The organism is Parafrankia sp. EUN1f (genome assembly GCF_000177675.1).
In the GTDB taxonomy this organism is placed as follows: domain Bacteria; phylum Actinomycetota; class Actinomycetes; order Frankiales; family Frankiaceae; genus Parafrankia.
On sequence record NZ_ADGX01000048.1, the window covers coordinates 43046 to 60301 of the forward strand.

Annotated in this window: 15 protein-coding genes and 1 pseudogene; 7 read left to right on the top strand and 9 right to left on the bottom strand. The window is 70.1% G+C overall.

The genetic code is table 11. From position 1 onward, the window contains the following. Window positions 1-140 precede the first annotated feature (140 nt). Window positions 141-1784 carry a phospholipid carrier-dependent glycosyltransferase gene (locus FREUN1FDRAFT_RS16275; protein WP_035951813.1) on the bottom strand — a complete coding sequence of 548 codons (1644 nt, stop codon included), beginning with the start codon at window positions 1782-1784 and terminating at the stop codon, window positions 141-143. Between the two features lie 40 nt (window positions 1785-1824). Between FREUN1FDRAFT_RS16275 and rsmI the strand changes: the two genes are divergently transcribed. The 3 genes from rsmI to rfbA all read left to right on the top strand — a co-directional run bounded on the left by rsmI (window position 1825) and on the right by rfbA (window position 4579). Then, on the top strand, window positions 1825-2763 hold the full coding sequence (rsmI, locus tag FREUN1FDRAFT_RS16280; RefSeq protein ID WP_035951814.1) for a 16S rRNA (cytidine(1402)-2'-O)-methyltransferase: 939 nt from the start codon (window positions 1825-1827) through the stop codon (window positions 2761-2763). Window positions 2764-3066: 303 nt separating this feature from the next. Continuing rightward, window positions 3067-3642, top strand: coding sequence for a dTDP-4-dehydrorhamnose 3,5-epimerase family protein (locus FREUN1FDRAFT_RS16285; RefSeq protein ID WP_006541198.1), 576 nt, complete (start codon window positions 3067-3069; stop codon window positions 3640-3642). Between the two features lie 73 nt (window positions 3643-3715). After that, window positions 3716-4579 carry a glucose-1-phosphate thymidylyltransferase RfbA gene (rfbA, locus tag FREUN1FDRAFT_RS16290; protein ID WP_006541199.1) on the top strand — a complete coding sequence of 288 codons (864 nt, stop codon included), beginning with the start codon at window positions 3716-3718 and terminating at the stop codon, window positions 4577-4579. Here the strand turns inward: rfbA and FREUN1FDRAFT_RS16295 are convergent. From FREUN1FDRAFT_RS16295 to FREUN1FDRAFT_RS16310, 4 genes are read right to left on the bottom strand one after another with little or no spacing between them, the layout of a single operon-like run. Then, complete coding sequence (locus FREUN1FDRAFT_RS16295; RefSeq protein WP_006541200.1) at window positions 4576-5238, bottom strand: acetyltransferase; 663 nt, start codon at window positions 5236-5238, stop codon at window positions 4576-4578. The genes rfbA and FREUN1FDRAFT_RS16295 overlap by 4 nt on opposite strands. Window positions 5239-5245: 7 nt before the next feature. Continuing rightward, window positions 5246-6220 carry a glycine betaine ABC transporter substrate-binding protein gene (locus FREUN1FDRAFT_RS41530; RefSeq protein ID WP_006541201.1) on the bottom strand — a complete coding sequence of 325 codons (975 nt, stop codon included), beginning with the start codon at window positions 6218-6220 and terminating at the stop codon, window positions 5246-5248. Continuing rightward, window positions 6217-6936, bottom strand: coding sequence for a class I SAM-dependent methyltransferase (locus FREUN1FDRAFT_RS16305; RefSeq protein WP_006541202.1), 720 nt, complete (start codon window positions 6934-6936; stop codon window positions 6217-6219). Before FREUN1FDRAFT_RS16305 ends, FREUN1FDRAFT_RS41530 begins: the two co-directional genes overlap by 4 nt. Next, a complete protein-coding gene (locus FREUN1FDRAFT_RS16310; RefSeq protein WP_369809799.1) occupies window positions 6933-8135 on the bottom strand; it encodes a glycosyltransferase family 4 protein in 1203 nt (400 codons plus the stop codon). Before FREUN1FDRAFT_RS16310 ends, FREUN1FDRAFT_RS16305 begins: the two co-directional genes overlap by 4 nt. A gap of 546 nt (window positions 8136-8681) precedes the next feature. On the opposite strand from FREUN1FDRAFT_RS16310, the gene FREUN1FDRAFT_RS16315 reads away from it, so the two are divergent. The 4 genes from FREUN1FDRAFT_RS16315 to FREUN1FDRAFT_RS16330 are packed head-to-tail and all read left to right on the top strand — an operon-like array spanning window position 8682 to window position 15246. Beyond that, window positions 8682-11093 carry a glycosyltransferase gene (locus FREUN1FDRAFT_RS16315; protein WP_006541204.1) on the top strand — a complete coding sequence of 804 codons (2412 nt, stop codon included), beginning with the start codon at window positions 8682-8684 and terminating at the stop codon, window positions 11091-11093. Beyond that, complete coding sequence (asnB, locus tag FREUN1FDRAFT_RS16320) at window positions 11093-12985, top strand: asparagine synthase (glutamine-hydrolyzing) (RefSeq protein WP_006541205.1); 1893 nt, start codon at window positions 11093-11095, stop codon at window positions 12983-12985. Before FREUN1FDRAFT_RS16315 ends, asnB begins: the two co-directional genes overlap by 1 nt. Further along, the gene (locus FREUN1FDRAFT_RS16325; protein WP_006541206.1) at window positions 12978-13853 is read left to right on the top strand and encodes a glycosyltransferase family 2 protein; all 876 of its coding nucleotides are present in this window, start codon (window positions 12978-12980) and stop codon (window positions 13851-13853) included. Before asnB ends, FREUN1FDRAFT_RS16325 begins: the two co-directional genes overlap by 8 nt. Window positions 13854-13890: 37 nt before the next feature. Continuing rightward, window positions 13891-15246 (top strand): acyltransferase, encoded by a 1356-nt coding sequence (locus tag FREUN1FDRAFT_RS16330; RefSeq protein WP_006541207.1) that lies wholly within the window; start codon window positions 13891-13893, stop codon window positions 15244-15246. Between the two features lie 63 nt (window positions 15247-15309). Here the strand turns inward: FREUN1FDRAFT_RS16330 and FREUN1FDRAFT_RS16335 are convergent, their stop codons facing one another. The 4 genes and pseudogenes from FREUN1FDRAFT_RS16335 to FREUN1FDRAFT_RS16345 all read right to left on the bottom strand — a co-directional run. Then, window positions 15310-15849: a DapH/DapD/GlmU-related protein gene (locus FREUN1FDRAFT_RS16335; RefSeq protein ID WP_006541208.1), complete on the bottom strand. Its 540-nt coding sequence runs from the start codon at window positions 15847-15849 to the stop codon at window positions 15310-15312. Continuing rightward, the gene (locus FREUN1FDRAFT_RS16340; RefSeq protein WP_006541209.1) at window positions 15846-16562 is read right to left on the bottom strand and encodes an O-antigen ligase; all 717 of its coding nucleotides are present in this window, start codon (window positions 16560-16562) and stop codon (window positions 15846-15848) included. Before FREUN1FDRAFT_RS16340 ends, FREUN1FDRAFT_RS16335 begins: the two co-directional genes overlap by 4 nt. A gap of 62 nt (window positions 16563-16624) precedes the next feature. Then, window positions 16625-17059, bottom strand: coding sequence for a hypothetical protein (locus FREUN1FDRAFT_RS39870; RefSeq protein ID WP_006541210.1), 435 nt, complete (start codon window positions 17057-17059; stop codon window positions 16625-16627). Next, a pseudogene (locus tag FREUN1FDRAFT_RS16345) lies at window positions 17056-17256 on the bottom strand (hypothetical protein); the annotation flags it as partial. The gene FREUN1FDRAFT_RS39870 and the pseudogene FREUN1FDRAFT_RS16345, both read right to left, overlap by 4 nt.

Here is a 17256-nt window from a genome sequence, read left to right on the forward strand (position 1 = left end):
TTCGGTAAAGGTGACTTGGGACACGGCTGTGGTCTGTTCCGGTCGATCTGGCGCGTAATGCGGCCGGGCGGCGCCGCCCGTACAGGGGGTGTCCGGGGCGCTGCGTGCCGGACCTGGAACGCAACGCTGCCGAAACCGGGTCAGATCCACCCCGGGAACCACATGCGCATTCGCCAGGATGAATAAGGAATCACCTCTGCCGCCAGGATCGGGTAGAAGTAGGCGAACAACAGGACCACGATCACCACGTACACGCCGACCGAGAGCGCGCCGCCGAGCCGCCTGGCCTCGGAGGCGTCCCGCGGCCCAAGCGCCAGGCCTGCCATCGCGGTGAGCCCCAGCACCAGGAACGGAAGGCTCGGCAGCGCGTAGAAGAAGAACATCGTCCGGCTGGGGAGCAGCAGCCAGGGCAGGAACGCCGAGCCGAAGCCGACGAGCACCAGCGCCGCCCGCCAGTCGCGGCGGCGTACCCACAGCGCCAGCGAGCCGACCAGGGCCGCGGTGCCGCCCCACCAGATCGCCGGGTTCCCCAGGGCGATGACCTCACGTGAGCAGCCGCCGGGCGCCGTGCAGCCCTCGGCCCCGAACGCGGGGGAGCTGTAGAAGTAGGCGATCGGGCGGCCGAGCACGAGCCAGCTCATCGGCGTCGAGCGGAACGGGTGGCTGTCGGACAGCCCCTCGTGGAACCTGAGCACGTCCCGCTGGTAGTCCCACCAGCTCCACCAGGCATTGACGAAGCCGTCACCGTGCTCGTGGCGGTTCCAGCCGCCGTCGGTGACGAACCAGCCCGTCCAGGTTGCCAGGAAGGTCACTATCGGCAGGATGACGAAGCCCACCAGCCAGCCGGGCAGGTCGCGGCGCAGCGCGCCCAGAACGGGCGAGCGCACCCCGGCGGTGCGCCGGGCACCGATGTCCCACGCCAGGGCGAGCGCGGCGAAACCGATCACGCTGTAGAGGGCGCTCCACTTGACACCCAGCGAGGCCCCGAGCGCCACCCCCATGGCCACTCGCCAGGGGCGCAGGCCGAGTCTGGGCCCGTACCGCGCGTCGGCCGCCGAGCCCGTGCCGGCCGTGCCGGCCGGGTCTGCGTCGGCCGTCACCCGGTCGAGCCGGTCGGCAAGCCGCCGCCGCCCGTGGTCGCGATCGAGCACCAGGCACGCCAGTGCGACGACGATGCCGGTCATCAGGAAGATGTCGAGGATGCCGATCCGGCTCTGGACGAACTCCAGCCCGTCCAGCGCCAGCAGCAGCCCCGCGAAGCACCCGAGCACCGTCGAGCGGAACATCCGGCGGGCGGTGCGGGCGAGCACCAGGACGGCCAGCGTCCCGGCGAGAGCGGACGAGAAGCGCCAGCCAAGCTCGGGGCTGCCATGCGCGGTGCCGCCGCAGTCGACGTAGCCGAACGCCCACTGCGACGCGGCCATCAGCCATTTGCCGAACGGTGGATGGACGACGTAGGCGGGCCCGTTGCAGGTGTTCGAGTCGATCTCGTAGCCGGCGGTCATGAGACCCCAGGCGTCCTTGACGTAGTAGATCTCGTCGAAGTACATCCCGCGGGGCTCCGTGAGGCGCCAGAAGCGCAGGACACCGGCGGCCACCGCGAGCAGCACCGGCGCCAGCCAGCCGACGACGCGGTCGGTCGGCATCGGCCGGTACAACCGATCGCGTGCGGTGACGCCGAGCGCGGCCGAGACGTCCGGTGCGACCCCCGGCGGCCCGGGCGGCCCGGGCAACCCGGACGGCCCGGTCTCGGGTCGGGGGAGCTGCGCCGTCGTCGCCGTCACACTGATCAGGGTAGGTCCTGGCTCCTGGCAGACTGGTCGGGTGTCCGGGACCCTGGTGCTGTGCGGTGCCCCGATCGGCGACCCTCGGGACGCCAGCCCACGGCTCGGTGAGGTGCTCGCCAGCGCGGACATCGTCGCCGCCGAGGACACCCGGCGGCTGCGCCGCCTCGCGCACACGCTCGGGATCACCATCGGGGGGCGGGTGGTCTCCTGCTATGACGCGGTCGAGGGCGCACGCGCCGAGATGCTCACCGAGCAGCTGCTCGCCGGTCGCACTGTCGCGCTGATCACCGACGCGGGCATGCCGGGTGTCTCGGACCCCGGGTACCGCCTGGTGGCCGCGGCGGCGCGGGCCGGGGTCGCGGTCACGGTCGTCGCCGGCCCGTCCGCGGTGACGGCGGCGCTGGCGGTCAGCGGGCTGCCCTCGGACCGGTGGACCTTCGAGGGATTCCTGCCCCGCAAGGCGGGTGAGCGCCGCGCCCGGCTGCGTGGCCTGGCCGCGGAACCCCGGACGATGGTCTTCCTGGAATCCCCGCACCGTCTGCTGGCGGCGCTGCGCGACCTTGCGGACGTCCTCGGTGGTGGCCGGCGTGCGGCGCTGTGCCGCGAGCTGACCAAGACCTGGGAGGAGATCGTCCGGACCGATCTGGCCGGCCTGGTGGAGTGGGCGACCGACGGTCGGGTGATCCGCGGTGAGTTCACTCTGGTGATCGCAGGTGCCGGTGCAGGCGGCGGTGGCGGTGGACGTGGCGCCGGCGGAGCGGTCGCGGGTGCGGTGGAGGAAGGCACGGCCGGGGGTGTGGTGGGGCCCGCGGCCCTGGCCGCCGCCGTCGCGCGTCTCATCGCCGGTGGCATGGCGCCGAAGGAGGCGCGCAAGACCGTCGCCGCCGAGAACGGGGTCACACCTCGCCAGGTCTACGACGCGGTCATCGCGACGCGTGACGCCGAGGCCGATGCCGAGGCGGCTGTCGAGAGCTGAGCGGTAACCGGTGGCCAGACGCGCCAGGGCGAAACACCCGGCGGCAGCGGCCCCGCACGGGACACTGGAGCGGTGGGCACCGAGGTCCGCCTCACCACGCTCGGTCCCATCAGGTACGTCCGAACAAAGGAGCGGTTCCGGAAGAACCGATGGTCCCACCGGTGCGTCGTCCCGCCGGCATCCGGCTGGCGAGCCGGTTTATGATTCGCCAGGCAAGCGTCAGGGGGACGGTTCGCACCCGGAGAGTCTCGGCCAGGCAGGCTGCTCTCGTGGTAGGACCGACGACGCGAGGGGGAGTTTCGCATGGCCGTGGCAACAACCGAGTTCACCGCCCGGGAGACGGAGATTCCAGGGCTGCTCATCTTCGATATCACGAGCATCGGTGACGAGCGTGGCTGGTTTCAGGAGAAGTTCCATCGGGCCAAACTCGTCGCCGCCGGTCTGCCGGAATCCTTCGAGGTGGTCCAGACCAGCGTCTCGTACAACCGGCAGGCCGGGGTTACCCGAGGCTTTCACGCCGAGCCGTGGGACAAATATATCTCGGTGGTCGCCGGCCAGGTCTTCTGCGCCTTTCTCGACCTGCGGCGGGGCGAGAACTTCGGGCGGGTCGTCACGGTGGAGATCGATAACGGCCGTGCGGTCTTCCTGCCGCGGGGGGTGGCCAACTCGTTCCAGACACTGGTCGACGACACCTACTACCTCTACAGTGTGAACCGCCACTGGAGTGCCGATCAGTACGACGAGTACGTGTTTGTGAACCTGGCGGACCCGGAGGTCGGCGTGCACTGGCCGATCCCGCTGGACAAGGCCGTGATCTCGGAGCGGGACCGCGGGCACGTGCCGCTGGCGGACGCGCGTCCGTTCGAGGCGTCGGCGTGAAGGTGCGTGTAATGCGCGGAGGATTTCGCGCCGATCAGTGGGGATCGGCGCCGACAGGCGGGCGGCGGCTGGTATGAAGGGAATAATTCTCGCGGGCGGCACCGGTTCCCGGCTGTATCCCATCACCCACGCGGTCAGCAAGCAGCTCATGCCGGTGTACGACAAGCCCATGATCTACTATCCGCTCTCGACGCTGATGGCCGCGGGGATCCGTGAGATCCTCGTCATAACCACTCCGCAGGACCAGGCCCAGTTCCAGCGGCTGCTCGGTGACGGATCGAGGATCGGCTGCCAGTTCGAGTACGCGATCCAGGACGAACCGAGAGGCCTGGCCGAGGCCTTCATCATCGGTGCGGATTTCGTGGGCCGCGACAAGGTCGCCCTCGTTCTCGGCGACAACATCTTCTACGGGGTCGGCCTCGGTGACCAGCTGAAGCGCTACACCGATCCGGACGGTGGCGTGGTCTTCGCCTATCACGTCTCGGATCCAGAGCGTTATGGCGTCGTCGAGTTCGACGGCCGGCGGCGTGCGATCTCCATCGAGGAGAAGCCGGTGGCACCGAAGTCCAGGTACGCCGTCACCGGTCTCTATTTCTACGACAACTCGGTGCTGGAGATCGCCCAGGAGACGAAGCCGAGTGCGCGTGGCGAACTGGAGATCACCGCGGTCAACCAGGAGTACCTGCGCCGCGGCAAGCTCAACGTGCACCTGCTCGACCGCGGTACCGCCTGGCTCGACACCGGCACGTTCAACTCCCTGATGCAGGCCGCCCAGTTCGTCCAGGTCATCGAGGAACGGCAGGGGCTGAAGATCGGCTGCGTCGAGGAGGTCGCCTGGCGTGAGGGATTCATCACCGACGAGGAGCTGCGGGCGCTGACGGCGCCGCTGGCGAAGAGCGGCTACGGTGTCTATCTGCAGGGCCTGCTGGAGGGCTAGTCGCCCGGCAGCGCCGCCCGACGCAGGAAGCGGGCCGGATTCCCCACCCAGACCTCGCCATCCGGAACATCCCGCAGGGCGACGGCGCCCATGCCCAGCGTCGACCAGGCCCCGATGGTGACGCCCTCCCGTACCAGCGCCCCGGCCCCGACATAGGCGCCTGATCCCACTCGCGCCGATCCGGCCAGCGAGACCGATGCGCACAACGTGGCGTAGTCGTCGACGACGTCGTCGTGGGTGAGAACGGTGTTCGGCATGATCACCACGTGCCGGCCCAGCCGCACGGACGCCGTCAGCACGACCCCGGCGAGCAGGACACATCCGGGGCTGATCTCCGCGGACCTCGCCACCGCCGCCGTAGGATGGATGATCGTCGCGTAGCGCTCCTCGGGGACGCCCGCCGCGGCGAGCCGGTGCGCCAGCCGCCGGCGAGCCCACCCGGGCCCGGGGCAGAGCACTATCCGGGCCGACGGCCGCGCCGAGATGGCCTCCAGGCCGCCGAGTACCGGCAGCCCGTCGACCTCGGTGCCCCACCGCCGCGGATTGTCGTCGACGAACCCGGCGAGCTCGTAGCCACCCGCCGCGTGGACGGCCTCGGCGGTCTCCCTGGCCAGCCCGGACGCCGCGACCAGGATGACTGGCTCCCTGCCGCTGATCATCTGGCGATCAACCGGTCTGGACGTGTTTGTCGAGATAGCTCTCGATGGCGCGGGCGCGACCGTCGGGCGCGGCGCTGACCTGCTGCTGAAGCTCCAGCAGGTTCGCGGTGGTGATGGTCTGGGTGACCTGGTACAGCAGGCCCTGGAGCTCGAGGTTGGCGACGTCCATGCGCACGAGCGGCAGCAGGTTGTTGGCGGGGAGCAGGTGCCGGTCGTCCTGCAGCAGGACCAGCTTGTTCGCGGCGACCGCGGGATCCGAGCCGTAGACGAGCGCCACCTGCACGGTTCCGTCCAGCAGGGCGCGGATCGTGCCGGGCCCACCGTCGTCGAGCTCCTTCGCCTGCCCGAAGCCGACGCCGTAGGAGTCCCGCAGTGCCGGCAGGCATCCCGCCCAGGTCTGGCAGGCTGCCGGCGCGCCGAGGGTCAGCCCGGTCGCCACGCCCGGTGCGGCCAGGTCCGACAGGGTGCTCAGGTGGGCCTGCTCGGCGGTCGCCGCGGTTACCGCGAACGCCGGCGTGCGCCCGCCGGGGGCGGTGGGGTAGGCGATCAGCCGCCGCTGGGTCAGGGCCTGCATCAGGCCGGTGACCTCGGCGACGTTCGAGCTGAGGGCGGGGGTCGCCTGCACCCCGCTGCCGGCCTGTTCGGCGAGACCGTCGCGCAGCTCGTCGAGATAGGTCGGCGCGAGGTCGACGGTGCCCTGCTCCAGGGCCCACATCAGCTGGTCACGGCTCGCGAAGGATCGGACGACCGCGTTGTGACCGTGGTCGTTGAGCTCCCGCGCGTACAGGTCGGCGACCAGCGCGTCGTCGATCGCGCCGGTCGAGCCGACCACCAGCTGTGGTCGGCTCGAGGCGCCCTCGCCGCTGTCATCGCCCGTTCCGACGCCCGCGAGACGCGCACCGACCAGGGCACCCACGAGCACGACGCAGAGCACGGCGCCGATGGCCGCACCACGCCGAGCTCGTCCTTCCGGCAGTCTCACCGCGCTGGGCCTCCACCAGGGTCTGTCGTCGTGAGCGCGGCGCTGCCGGTTCCGGGAACCTCCGGCCGGACAGCGATGATCGATTTCGTGAGCGGCCCCGTCCGCTCCTCGACGATGTCGGAGTCGGGGAAGTACGCCTTCAGCTCGGTCCGGCCGATCAGCTCGGTCGACATGGTCGCGCTGAGGGCGTCCTGCCTGGTCGGCGACTTCGTGTGCGCGAGCGGCCAGTGCTGCGCGACGGAGGCCCGCGCCGCCACGGGCAGGAACTGGAAGCCCGGGAAGAGCCAGTGCGGCTCGAGCGGGAAGTAGCGGTTCGGTGTCTGCACCCAGTGCAGCGGTGCGACCCGCCGGGCGACCTCGGCGAAGGCGAGCCGGTTGGCATGCCCGCCAACGTGCTCGATCACCGAGTTCGAGAAGACCAGGTCGAAGTCCCCGACGAGGGCTTCGGGCGGCGGGTTGCACGCGTCGCCGACGATCACCGTGATGTCTCCGGGCGCGGGCTCGGCGGGCTTGTCGAGGTTGATCACCACGACGTGGGCCGGCCGGCGGTCGAGCCGCAGCCAGAAGTCGACGGTCCCGCCGAGATCGATGACCCGCATGTCATCGATGCTCGGGAAGAACTCACGCACTCGCTCCCACCGACGGCCGCGACTGCGCGCGCCGAGCGAGTTCGGCGACTCCACCATGAGGCGGCGGACGTTCCTCGCCATGCTCATGGGCGCAGCGCCTGCCCGGCGGAACTTCCGGCCGCCTCGACCTCGGAGCCCTTCGACGCGCGGGCCAGGGTGGGAACCCGCACGGACGGCGCCGGCGCGGCGGACGTCCCGTCGGAGCGGGTGATGCCGTGCAGCCGGTCGTACACGCTGACGTAGGCCCTGGCCTGGGCGGCCCAGTCCAGTACTTCGACTGCCCGGCGGCGGCCGCGTTCGCCCAGCTCGCTGCGCCGGTCCGCGTCGTCGAGGAGCTCACAGACGGCGGTGGCGAACGCGGTGATGTCACCCGGTTCGACGTACACGGCGGAGTCCGCCGCGGAGACCCGGGTCTCCGCGAGATCAAAGGTCACGACCGGGAGCTGGTGCGCCATGTATTCCATGGTCTTGTTCATCGTGGAAATGTCGTTCAGCTCGTTGTATGGATCAGGGCTGAGACCGACCGCGGCGGTGGACAGATAGTCGCGAATCATGTTCGCGTCAGCCCGACCGGTGAACGTGACGTAGTCGTCGAGATCGAGCTCGGTGCACAGCCTGCGCAGCTCCTCAAGGCAGTCACCGAAGCCGAGCAGGGCGGCACTCACGTCCTTGCGGCCGAATTTGTGAACGATGACGTCCATCGCCCGCAGAACGATGTCCACGCCGTCCTGAGGGCCCATGATGCCCAGATAGCAGACGAGGTGTTCCCGACCCAGGCGGAGCTCGGGCTGCGCCGGCCCGGGCTTCATCCTGGTCGTGTCGGGACCACTGCGCACCACGGTGGTGTTCTCGAGGGTGCGATGGCCGCGCCGCATCGCGATCGCGCGGTAGGACTCGTTTGTGGAGATCACATGGTCCGCGACCCGGTAGGTCGCGCGCTCCAGGCCGAGCAGCGCCTTGAAGATTTTCTTGGACGGCTTCTCGAAGCGGGCCAGGTAGATCTCCGGGCAGAGGTCGTGCTGGTCGTAGACGAACCGGACTCCGAAAAGCCTGGCGATCAGCCCCAGCGGGGCATAGGTGTCCGGCGGGTTGCAGGCCTGCACCACGGAGAACGGGCGGGTGAGGAAGATCCGCGCGAACAGCAGTGCCGTCCGCAGCCAGCAGTAGACGAACTCGTTGATGTAGCTGGCGAAGCCGTTCGCCTGCGCCGGCGGGCGGTACTTGTAGAGCCACACACCGTCGAGGAGCTCGCGGGACGGATCCCCGGGGCCCTTGGGGCAGATCACGGAAACCTGGTACCCGGACCTCACCAGTGCCTGGCATTCCAGCCAGACCCTGCGGTCGAGCGGAACCGGAAGATTCTGGACGATTATCAGGACATGTTTACGTGCTAACGTTCCCAAAGCCACTGCTCCCCCCAACGCGGCGGCACCGTGGAACTCGGCTGCTGAACATTCTGGTATCTAAAGTTCGGGTGGTGTGTTGTACCGCAACCGTGTAGATGCCTCTACATGAACTGACCGACTGCGACAGGTCACCGGTTATCGCAGGCAGTAGTAGTTACCGAGTAGCTAGTACGGTCTAGCAGCTACCTGGTCTACTGGCTACCTGGACTAGTCGGTACATGATGCCGAGCCGTACGTGAGCCTAGCTGGTACGTGATCTGGGCTGGTACGTGATCTGGCCAGCCTGCCGGATCACCCACTTCAGGGCATCCGGCGGATGACGATAGCGGACGGCCCCCTTGGGGGCAAGGGCAGTCATACCCGTACTATGACCCGGGCGCTGCTCGCTGCTCGCGACTGGCAGTGTTCGGCTATGGGGGGATGGCCATGGATGTTTGCGAGGTAAGTCCGACCGCCGAGGATGGCGCTGCCGCCGGGTCCGACCTGCCGCTCGTCTCGGTGGTCATCGTTACCTTCAACAGCGCGCCCGTCCTGGCTGAATGCCTGGCGGCCCTGCCCGCGGCGTGCGGTCGGGTCCCGGTCGAGACCCTCGTCGTCGACAACGCCTCCGGCGACGCGACGCTTGAGGTCGCCCGAGCCGCCGGCGATGGCATCAGGATCGTCTCCACCGGGGGGAACGTCGGCTATGCGGCGGCGATCAACCGGGGGATCCGGGCGGCTTCCTCATCGGCCTCCGCGGTGCTCGTCCTGAATCCCGACATCAGGCTCCATCCAGGGGCCGTGCCCGCGATGCTGGAGCTGCTGGAGCGACCCGGCACGGGCGTCGTCGCGCCCAGGCTCCTCGGGGCCGACGGCACGCTCGCGTTCTCCTTGCGCAGGGAGCCCTCCGTCGGCCGGGCCTGGGGCGAGGCATTGTTCGGTGGCCGTGCCGGCCGGTGGCCGGCGCTGGGTGAGGTGGTCGTCGCGCCGGGGGCCTATGAGGCGCCGAGCGAGGCGGACTGGGCCACCGGTGCCGCGCTGCTGGTCTCGCGGCAATGCCTGGAAGCCGTCGGGGACTGGGACGAGGCGTACTTCCTTTATTCCGAGGAGACCGATTTTCTCCTGCGGGTTCGGGATGCCGGTTTCCGGCTGCGCCTCGCGCCGGCCGCGGTGGGCGTGCATCTCGGCGGGGAGTCGGGCACCTCGCCCGCGCTGTGGACATTGCTCACAGCCAACCGGCTGCGGCTGTTCCGGTCCCGGCACGGCCTCGCGGCGAGTGCCGCGTTCACCGTGGGGGTTCTCACGGGCGAGCTTCTTCGGGCCGCGTCCGGCCGGGCCATCAGCAAGGCGGCGGTGAAAGGGCTGCTGACGGCGAGCCAGCCGCGGCTGGTGGAACGCGCGGGCGGCAGGCAGCCGGGGGCGGTGTCCACCGGTGGCCGTGACAGCCGCGGCGGTCGTGGCAGCCGTGGCGGGCGAGCTGGTGCCCTGGGGCCGCGGCTCGCGAACCGGATTCCGGCCGTGATTCCGCTCCCGGTCCGTTCCGCCGGCTCTCCCGGGGTCTGCGGCACACCGACCCGGGCCGTGTCGGCGACGCACGCCCTACCCGCTGACGTCGCCGGCACGCCGCCGATCGTGTGCTTCTCCGGCCAGGACTGGTGGTATCACAACCGGGCCCACTCGGATTTCCAGCTCATGACCCGGATAGCCGCACACCGGCCGGTGCTGTTCGTCAACAGCCTGGCTGTGCGCATGCCCTTGCCGGGCCGGAGCACGCAGCCGTTGCGGCGGATAGCGCGGAAGGCGAAGAGCATTTCGCGCGGGGTCAGAACACCGCGTGCGGACCTTCCGGACTTCCACGTCCTCTCGCCGGTTCTCCTGCCCCTGTACGGCAGCCGCGCGGGGCGTGTGGTGAACGCCTGGCTGGTGCGTTTTCAGGTGGCCCGGGTGGCGAAGCGCCTCGGGCTGCGTGCGCCCGCCTATTTCGTGACGATGCCTACGGCGTGGGACACGGTTCGCCCGCTCGCGCGGTCGGGCCTCCTTTACAACCGGTCCGACAAGCACTCCGAGTTCACCGAGAGCAACGGTGCCGTGGTGGCTGCGCTGGAGGACGAGTTGCTGCGGCACAGCGATCGGGTTCTCTACGTCAGTCACGAGCTCATGAGCCGGGACGGCGCGGCGGTGGCGGACCGGGCGCACTTTCTCGGGCACGGCGTCGACCTGGGCCACTTCAACGCGGCGACGGCCGGTCCCGCCCCCGCCGACATCGCCCGCATCCCGGGGCCGCGGATCGGTTTCTTCGGCGGGCTCGACGACTACACGGTCGATTTCGACCTGCTCGAACAGGTCGCGGCCCAGATCCCGACCGCGAGCCTGGTCCTCATCGGTGACGCGACCTGTTCGATGCGCCGGTTCGAGGCCTACTCGAACGTGCACTGGCTCGGATTCCGCCCCTACGAGCAGATCCCGGCCTACGGCGCCGCGTTCGACGTCGCGATCATGCCGTGGCTGCGCAACGAGTGGATCCGGTTCTGCAACCCCATCAAGCTGAAGGAGTATCTGGCGCTGGGGCTGCCCGTGGTGACCACGGACTATCCGCAGATCGCCAGTGACCGCGGTGTCGTGCGGGTGGCGGGGAGCCCGGAGGCTTTCGTCGAGCTCATCCGGGACACGATCGCCGACGGCGGGCCCGGCGACCCGGCCGGCCGGCGCCGCCATGTCGAGCGCGACTCCTGGGACGCCCGCGCCGAGGAGCTGCTCGAGCTCATCGACAAGATTACCAGAGAGACCTCGGCGCCCGGCCCGGCGGGCCGGCGGGGCCGGCGGGCGATCGCCGGCGGTAAGCCGCAACGAGCCGGCTGATGTGCGGCATCGCGGGTATCGCCCGCTTCGACGGCCAGCCGGTTGATTCGGCGATGTTGTCGACGATGACCGGGTTACTGGCTCATCGTGGCCCCGACGCCGAGGGCTTCTGGGCGCAGGGGCCGGTGGGCTTCGGGCACCGCCGCCTGTCGATCATCGATCTCGGGGGCAGCGCGCAGCCGATGGCCTCGGCCGGCGGCCGGCACCACATCTGCTTCAACGGCGAGATCTTCAACTACCGGCAGCTGCGCGAGCAGATGTCCTATCCGTTCCAGACCGGTGGCGACACCGAGGTCGCGCTCGCGGTGTTCGCCGAGAAGGGCATCGACGGGCTGAGCCGCCTCGTCGGCCAGTTCGCGTTCGCCGTTCACGACGCGGAAAGTGGTCGGCTGACACTCGTCCGGGACCGGGTGGGCGTGCTGCCGCTCTACTACTACCTGGACGACTCGCAGCTGGTGTTCGCCTCGGAGATCAAGGCGATCCTGCCGGCGTTGCCGAAGCCGCCGGCCGTGGACCACGCCTCGGTCGCCGACTACCTGGCGGGCCGGTCCGTCCCGGCGCCGGCGACCCTGTTCGAGGGGGTCCGCAAGCTGCTGCCTGGCCACGCGCTCAGCGTGGCCCGGGATGGCCGCTCCACGATCAGGCGTTACTGGTCGCCGCCCCTGGCCACGGAGGTGCTGCCCGTGGACCCCGGGCAGGCGGTCGACCTGGTCGACGCCGCCCTGCGGCGGGCCGTGGAACGGGCGACTGTCGCGGACACCCCGGTGGGCGCCTACCTGTCCGGCGGCGTCGACTCCAGCCTGGTGACAGCACTGATGAGCCAGCGGACGGACGAGCCGGTCCATACCTTCTCCGTGGGGTTCGGGCCCGGCCAGCACGACGAGCGGCCGATGGCCCGCCTGGTCAGCGACCAGTTCGCCACCCGCCATCACGAGATCGTGGTGAAGCCGAGTGACTTCGCCGATCTGTGGTCGACCCTGACCTGGCACCGGGACGCTCCGGTGTCGGAGCCGGCGGACATCGCCGTGCACCGGCTCGCCCAGCTCGCCAGGGAGCACGTGCGGGTGGTGCTGTCCGGCGAGGGCGCGGACGAACTGTTCGGCGGCTATCCGAAGTACCGGCTGGCCGCGCTGACATCCCGGATCGGGATCGTTCCCTCCGGCCTGCGCGGGCCGCTGTTCGACGGAGTCCAGCGGTCGCTTCCGGCGAGCGCCAACCGGCTGCGCATCGCGCTGCGGGCGCTGGGGGAGAAGGACGAGCGGGCCCGTCGCGACGGCTGGTTCGCGCCGTTCACCGAACGGGAGCGTAACCGGCTGCTCGGCATCGCCCGTGGGGAGCCGGGCCGGCTGTTACCGGCTACCCGCAACGACCCGCTGCGAGGCATGCTCGAGGCGGACCTGCTCGGCTGGCTGCCCGACAACCTGCTCGAACGCGGTGACCGGATGACGATGGCCGCCTCGGTCGAGATGCGGCCGCCCCTGTTGGATCACGAGCTCGTCGAGCTTGCGTTCCGGCTTCCCTCGTCGGTGAAGGTGCGGGATGGCCGCGGCAAGTGGGTACTCAAGGAAGTGGCGCGCCGCTACCTGCCGACGCTGATCGTGGACCGGCCCAAGGTCGGCTTCCGGGTGCCGTTGGCCGACTGGTTCCGCGGCGATCTCTCCGACCTCGCCGCGGACATGCTGACCAGCAACGGGTCCTTCGTCGGTGGCCTTCTCGGCACAGCACCCGTGCGGCAGCTGCTCGCCACGCACCAGCAGGGCCGGCGCAACGAAGAGATCAGGATCTGGACATTGCTGTGTCTCGAGGTCTGGCACGAGGTCTTCTTCCGCCGACCGGATCGGATCGGATCGGATCGCACCGGATCGGCAGCGCCGGGGGCGGGGCATGAGTGAGCCACGGACGGGCACCGGGCGGGTGTCGGCGAGTGTGGTGGTACCAGCCCACAACGAGGAACGGGTGATCGGCCGGCTCCTGTCGAGGATCGTCAGCTCTGGCCCGGACGACACGGGCGCCGTTTTCGATGTGGTGGTGGTCTGCAACGGGTGCAAGGACCGCACGGCCGAGGTCGCATCGTCGTTCGGTCCGGGCGTACGTGTGCTGTCCACCGACATCCCGTCGAAGATCAATGCCCTGCGGATGGGCAACGCCGCCACGGACGTCTTCCCGCGGATCTACGTGGACGCGGATGTCGAGATCGACCGGGCGGGGCTGCTGGCGCTGGCCGAGGCCGTCGACGGCGGCGGCTACCTCGCGGCGGGGCCGGAACGGGTCCTGGACCTCGCTGGTTCTCCCTGGCTGGTGCGTGCGTACTACTCGGTGTGGTCGCAGCTGCCGGTGGTGTCGAACGGGCTGATCGGCCGGGGCGTGGTAGCGGTGAGCGAACGAGGCCACCAGCGCATCGCCGCGCTGCCCGACGTCGTCAACGACGATCTCTATCTGCACCGAGCCTTCGGGTCCTCCGAACGTACGGTCGTGCGTTCGGCACGGTCGACGGTCCATCCTCCGCGCAAGGTCGCTGACCTGCTGCGCCGCCGTGCCCGGGCTTCCATGGGCAACGCGGAGCAGTCCGGCTCGCGTGCTCGGGAGGACAGCACCGCCAGCGCCCGGGCGGTGGCCGGGATCCTCCGGCGGGAGCCGGCCCGGGCACCGGCGGTCGCCGTCTTCGTCGCCATCACGCTGGGCGGGCGTCTGTGGGGCCAGGCACGGGCCCGCCGCGGCGGCACCCCTGTCTGGCTGCGGGACAACAGCAGCCGGGCATGATCACAAGTGATGGCGGCGGGGGGATGGTAGTGGCGCGATGACGACCCACCGGGAAGGCTTCGAGTCACCCGCCGCAGTGCCCGATCCCGGGCCCGGCCCTGCTTCCGTCGACCAGGCCACGGTGTGGGTGCCCAGACGAGCCCTCCCGGGCTCGGAGGCCGCCGAACGGACGGTGACGATTCCGAGGTTCGCCCGTGCCACCCGCCCGGGTACGGACGGAGATCGGGCCCGTCCGGCCGCTGGAAAGGCACCCGAAAAGCTCCATGGAGCCACCGCGTGGCTGGACGGAGTGCGCGGTCTGGCGGCGATGTTCGTGGTTCTCCATCACTGCTGGTTGATTGTCTTTCCGGGATTCCCGCGCAACAACGGCCCGTGGTACGTCGGGTGGCTGCTCTACGGCCACCTGGCGGTGGTGGTCTTCATCGTGCTCTCGGGCTACTCGCTCGCCCTCGCACCAGCGGGCAACGGCCACCGGCTCAAGGGCGGCTGGCGCACCTTCGCCCGGCGCCGGGCCTGGCGGATCCTGCCGCCCTACTGGACCGCGCTGGTGATCTCCGTGCCGGTCGCGATCTGGGTCACCCACAGCGTCAGCGGCACCGGCGCCGGAATCCGCGCGTTCTTCGTGCACTTCTCAATGTTGCAGATCATGGTGGACACCGAGCGGCCGAACGGCACGTTCTGGTCGATTGCCGTCGAGGTCTGGATCTACGTTCTGTTCCCGCTGCTGTTGCTGCTCCGCCGGCGGCTGGGCCCGGTGGCCATGGCGGTCGTCACCGTTCTCGTCGTGTGTGGCCTGAAGGTCGCCCTTTCGCACACCCCGATGTTCGCCACGCGGTACGGGCAGCTCAGCCCGCAGATGCTGGCCTGCTTCGCGCTCGGCGTGCTCGCGGCCGACTCCTCGCGGGCACCGTGGATCGCGGGACGCCGGGTGCCTCTGCTCGGGCTCGCCGGCCTGCTGGTCGCCGCCTGCGTGGCGGGCTTCGCGGTCATCGGCTCCGAGGACATCGTGAACAACTACTTCTGGGTCGACGTCCTCGTGGGCGTCGTCACGGCTGTGGCCTTCCGTGGCCTCGCCGCCGCGCCGACATCTCGGCTGCGTGGGGTGCTGGCGGCCCGCCCGCTCACCACCCTCGGCATGTTCGCCTTCTCCATCTACCTGATCCACGTGCTGATTCTGGAAACCCTCTGGTTCCACCTGGTTCAGGACCTGGCCTCAGGAATGGCGGCGCTGGCCATCATCATGGCCCTGACGATTCCGACGGTCCTGGTCGTGTCCTACGGGTTCTTCAAGCTGTTCGAGGCGCCGTTCCTGCGCGCCCGCTCCTGGGCTGACGTTCGTGGGCTGCGCAGTCGGGCCGGCGGCGGGCAGCCCGTTCCGCCCCGGGTCGCCTGAGCTGTCGGCCGACCAGGCTCTCGGGCCTCGGTTCTCGCTTCTCGGGCCTCGGCGCTCGTCCAGTCAGCTCGTGGCGCGCGGCGGCAGATCCCGGACCCGGCGGGCCGGAATGCCGGCGTAGAGCCCGTCAGCCTCGCAGTCCGCGGTCACGACGGCACCCGCGGCGATGACGCACCCGTCTCCCACCGTGACGCCCGGCATGATCGTCACACGGGCGCCGAGCCAGCAGCCGTCGCCGATCACGATCGGGCGCCCGGCCAGCGCCCCCGCGCGTGACCGTCCGGTACCGGGTTCGTGGGTGCTGGTGCACAGGAGCACCTGCATGCCGAGATGGCAGTCGGCACCGACCGTGATGTCGGCGAACGAGTCGAAGAAGCAGCCGCGGTTGACGTACGTCCGGGGCCCGATCGAGACGTTCCGGCCGCCGAACCAGCAGCCGGGGGAGATCGCGGCTCCGGTCACCCGCATGCCGGTGCGGTGCAGCAACTGCGCGCGCAACGGGCGTGGGGTCACCGGGGCGGCGAGCGCGCCGTTCAGGAGAACGTCGCGGACCATGTCCCTGGCCACCTGACGGGCTCGGGCGGCCGGTCCCGGTGTGGTCATGGAGCACTCCGTTCGCGGTGGGCCGGTTGCCGGGTAAGCCGCCAGACGGCGCCACAGCAACCGAGCAGGAGAAAAGTCAGGCTGGCGATCAGTGAGAAGCTCAGCGCGTCGAAGGTGGCGTAGCTGAGCATCACCGCGAACACGCTGGCGGCCAGCGCCCGGATGAGGTCCTTCGTCCGCTGGTCGGGGGCACGGCGCAGGGCGATCACCGCGCAGGTCAGCGGGATTCCGAACAGCAGTATGAGCACGACCATGCCGACCGCGCCGATCTCCACCAGGCTGCCCAGGTACTGGTTGTCCAGGGTGCGGTAGATGTTCGGCAGGAACGTGCGGAAGCCGCGGCCGAACAGCGGGGACTGGTCGAAGTAGTGGCCGACCGTCGCGTAGTCACTGGTCCGGCCCGAGGTGCTCGGATCCTCGGAGATGCCGGCGAACATGCTGCGCACGGTGCCGAGCAGGCCGGGCACGGCCAATCGCATGATCACCAGGAAGACCGGCGTGATGATCAGTGCCCGCACGCGGATCCGGGACGGCCAGCCGGTGAACAGGACGATGAAGGTGACCGTGGCGGCGAGCAGGCCGCCGCGGGACAGGGTCATCGGCAGCGCGACCAGAAGCATGACCACGCCCACCCAGCGGAGCCGACCACGCAGGCGGGTGGCAGCGGGCTGCAGGGCGAAGTGGAGGGCGAACGGCAGGATCGCGGCGAACACGACGCCGGCCTCGATCGGGTGGCTTGCGGTCGCCTTGATCCGGACGAAGTCCGACCGGGTGCTCAGCTCGTCGAAGGCCGCGATCGGCTGCAGGCCGGGGGCTTGACCGCGGCGAGCGGATTGAACCCGGTGTAGAACTGCACCAGCCCGAGCAGGCCGAGCAGGCCGCCGCCGATGGCCAGGCGCCGCAGCAGCGTCTCCATCCGATCGAGGCTGCTCACCCCGTCGCAGGCGATCAGCATGATCCCCAGCCAGCACAGGGTCGCGATGAGGCCCCGGTCAGCCGCGCGGATCTCGACCGCGGACGTGACCCGGCCATTGGACGCGGTGTAACTGAGCAGGACCACGACCATGAACATCAACGCGGCGACGCGCACCGGGTTCGCCGCCTGGTCCAGGCCCAGAGCCGGATGGAGCCGCCCGCCGAGCCAACACAGCAGGCCGGCGAGACCGATCAGGTTTGCCGGAGTCGCGGCCGAGCCGAGCGAACCGATCACCAGCTGCGCGGACAGGCCCAGCAGCAGGCCTCGGGCTCGGCCTCCTTGATCTCGATCGTGGGCACGATCAGTTTGTCCTCGGTGCGGGTCACCAGCCGGACCACGTCAAGACGCACGATCGCCAGGACCGACGAATGCTGGTCCGCCCGCTTGAACCGCGACAGCATCTCCAGCAGGCCGTTCACCTCAGCGGTCTC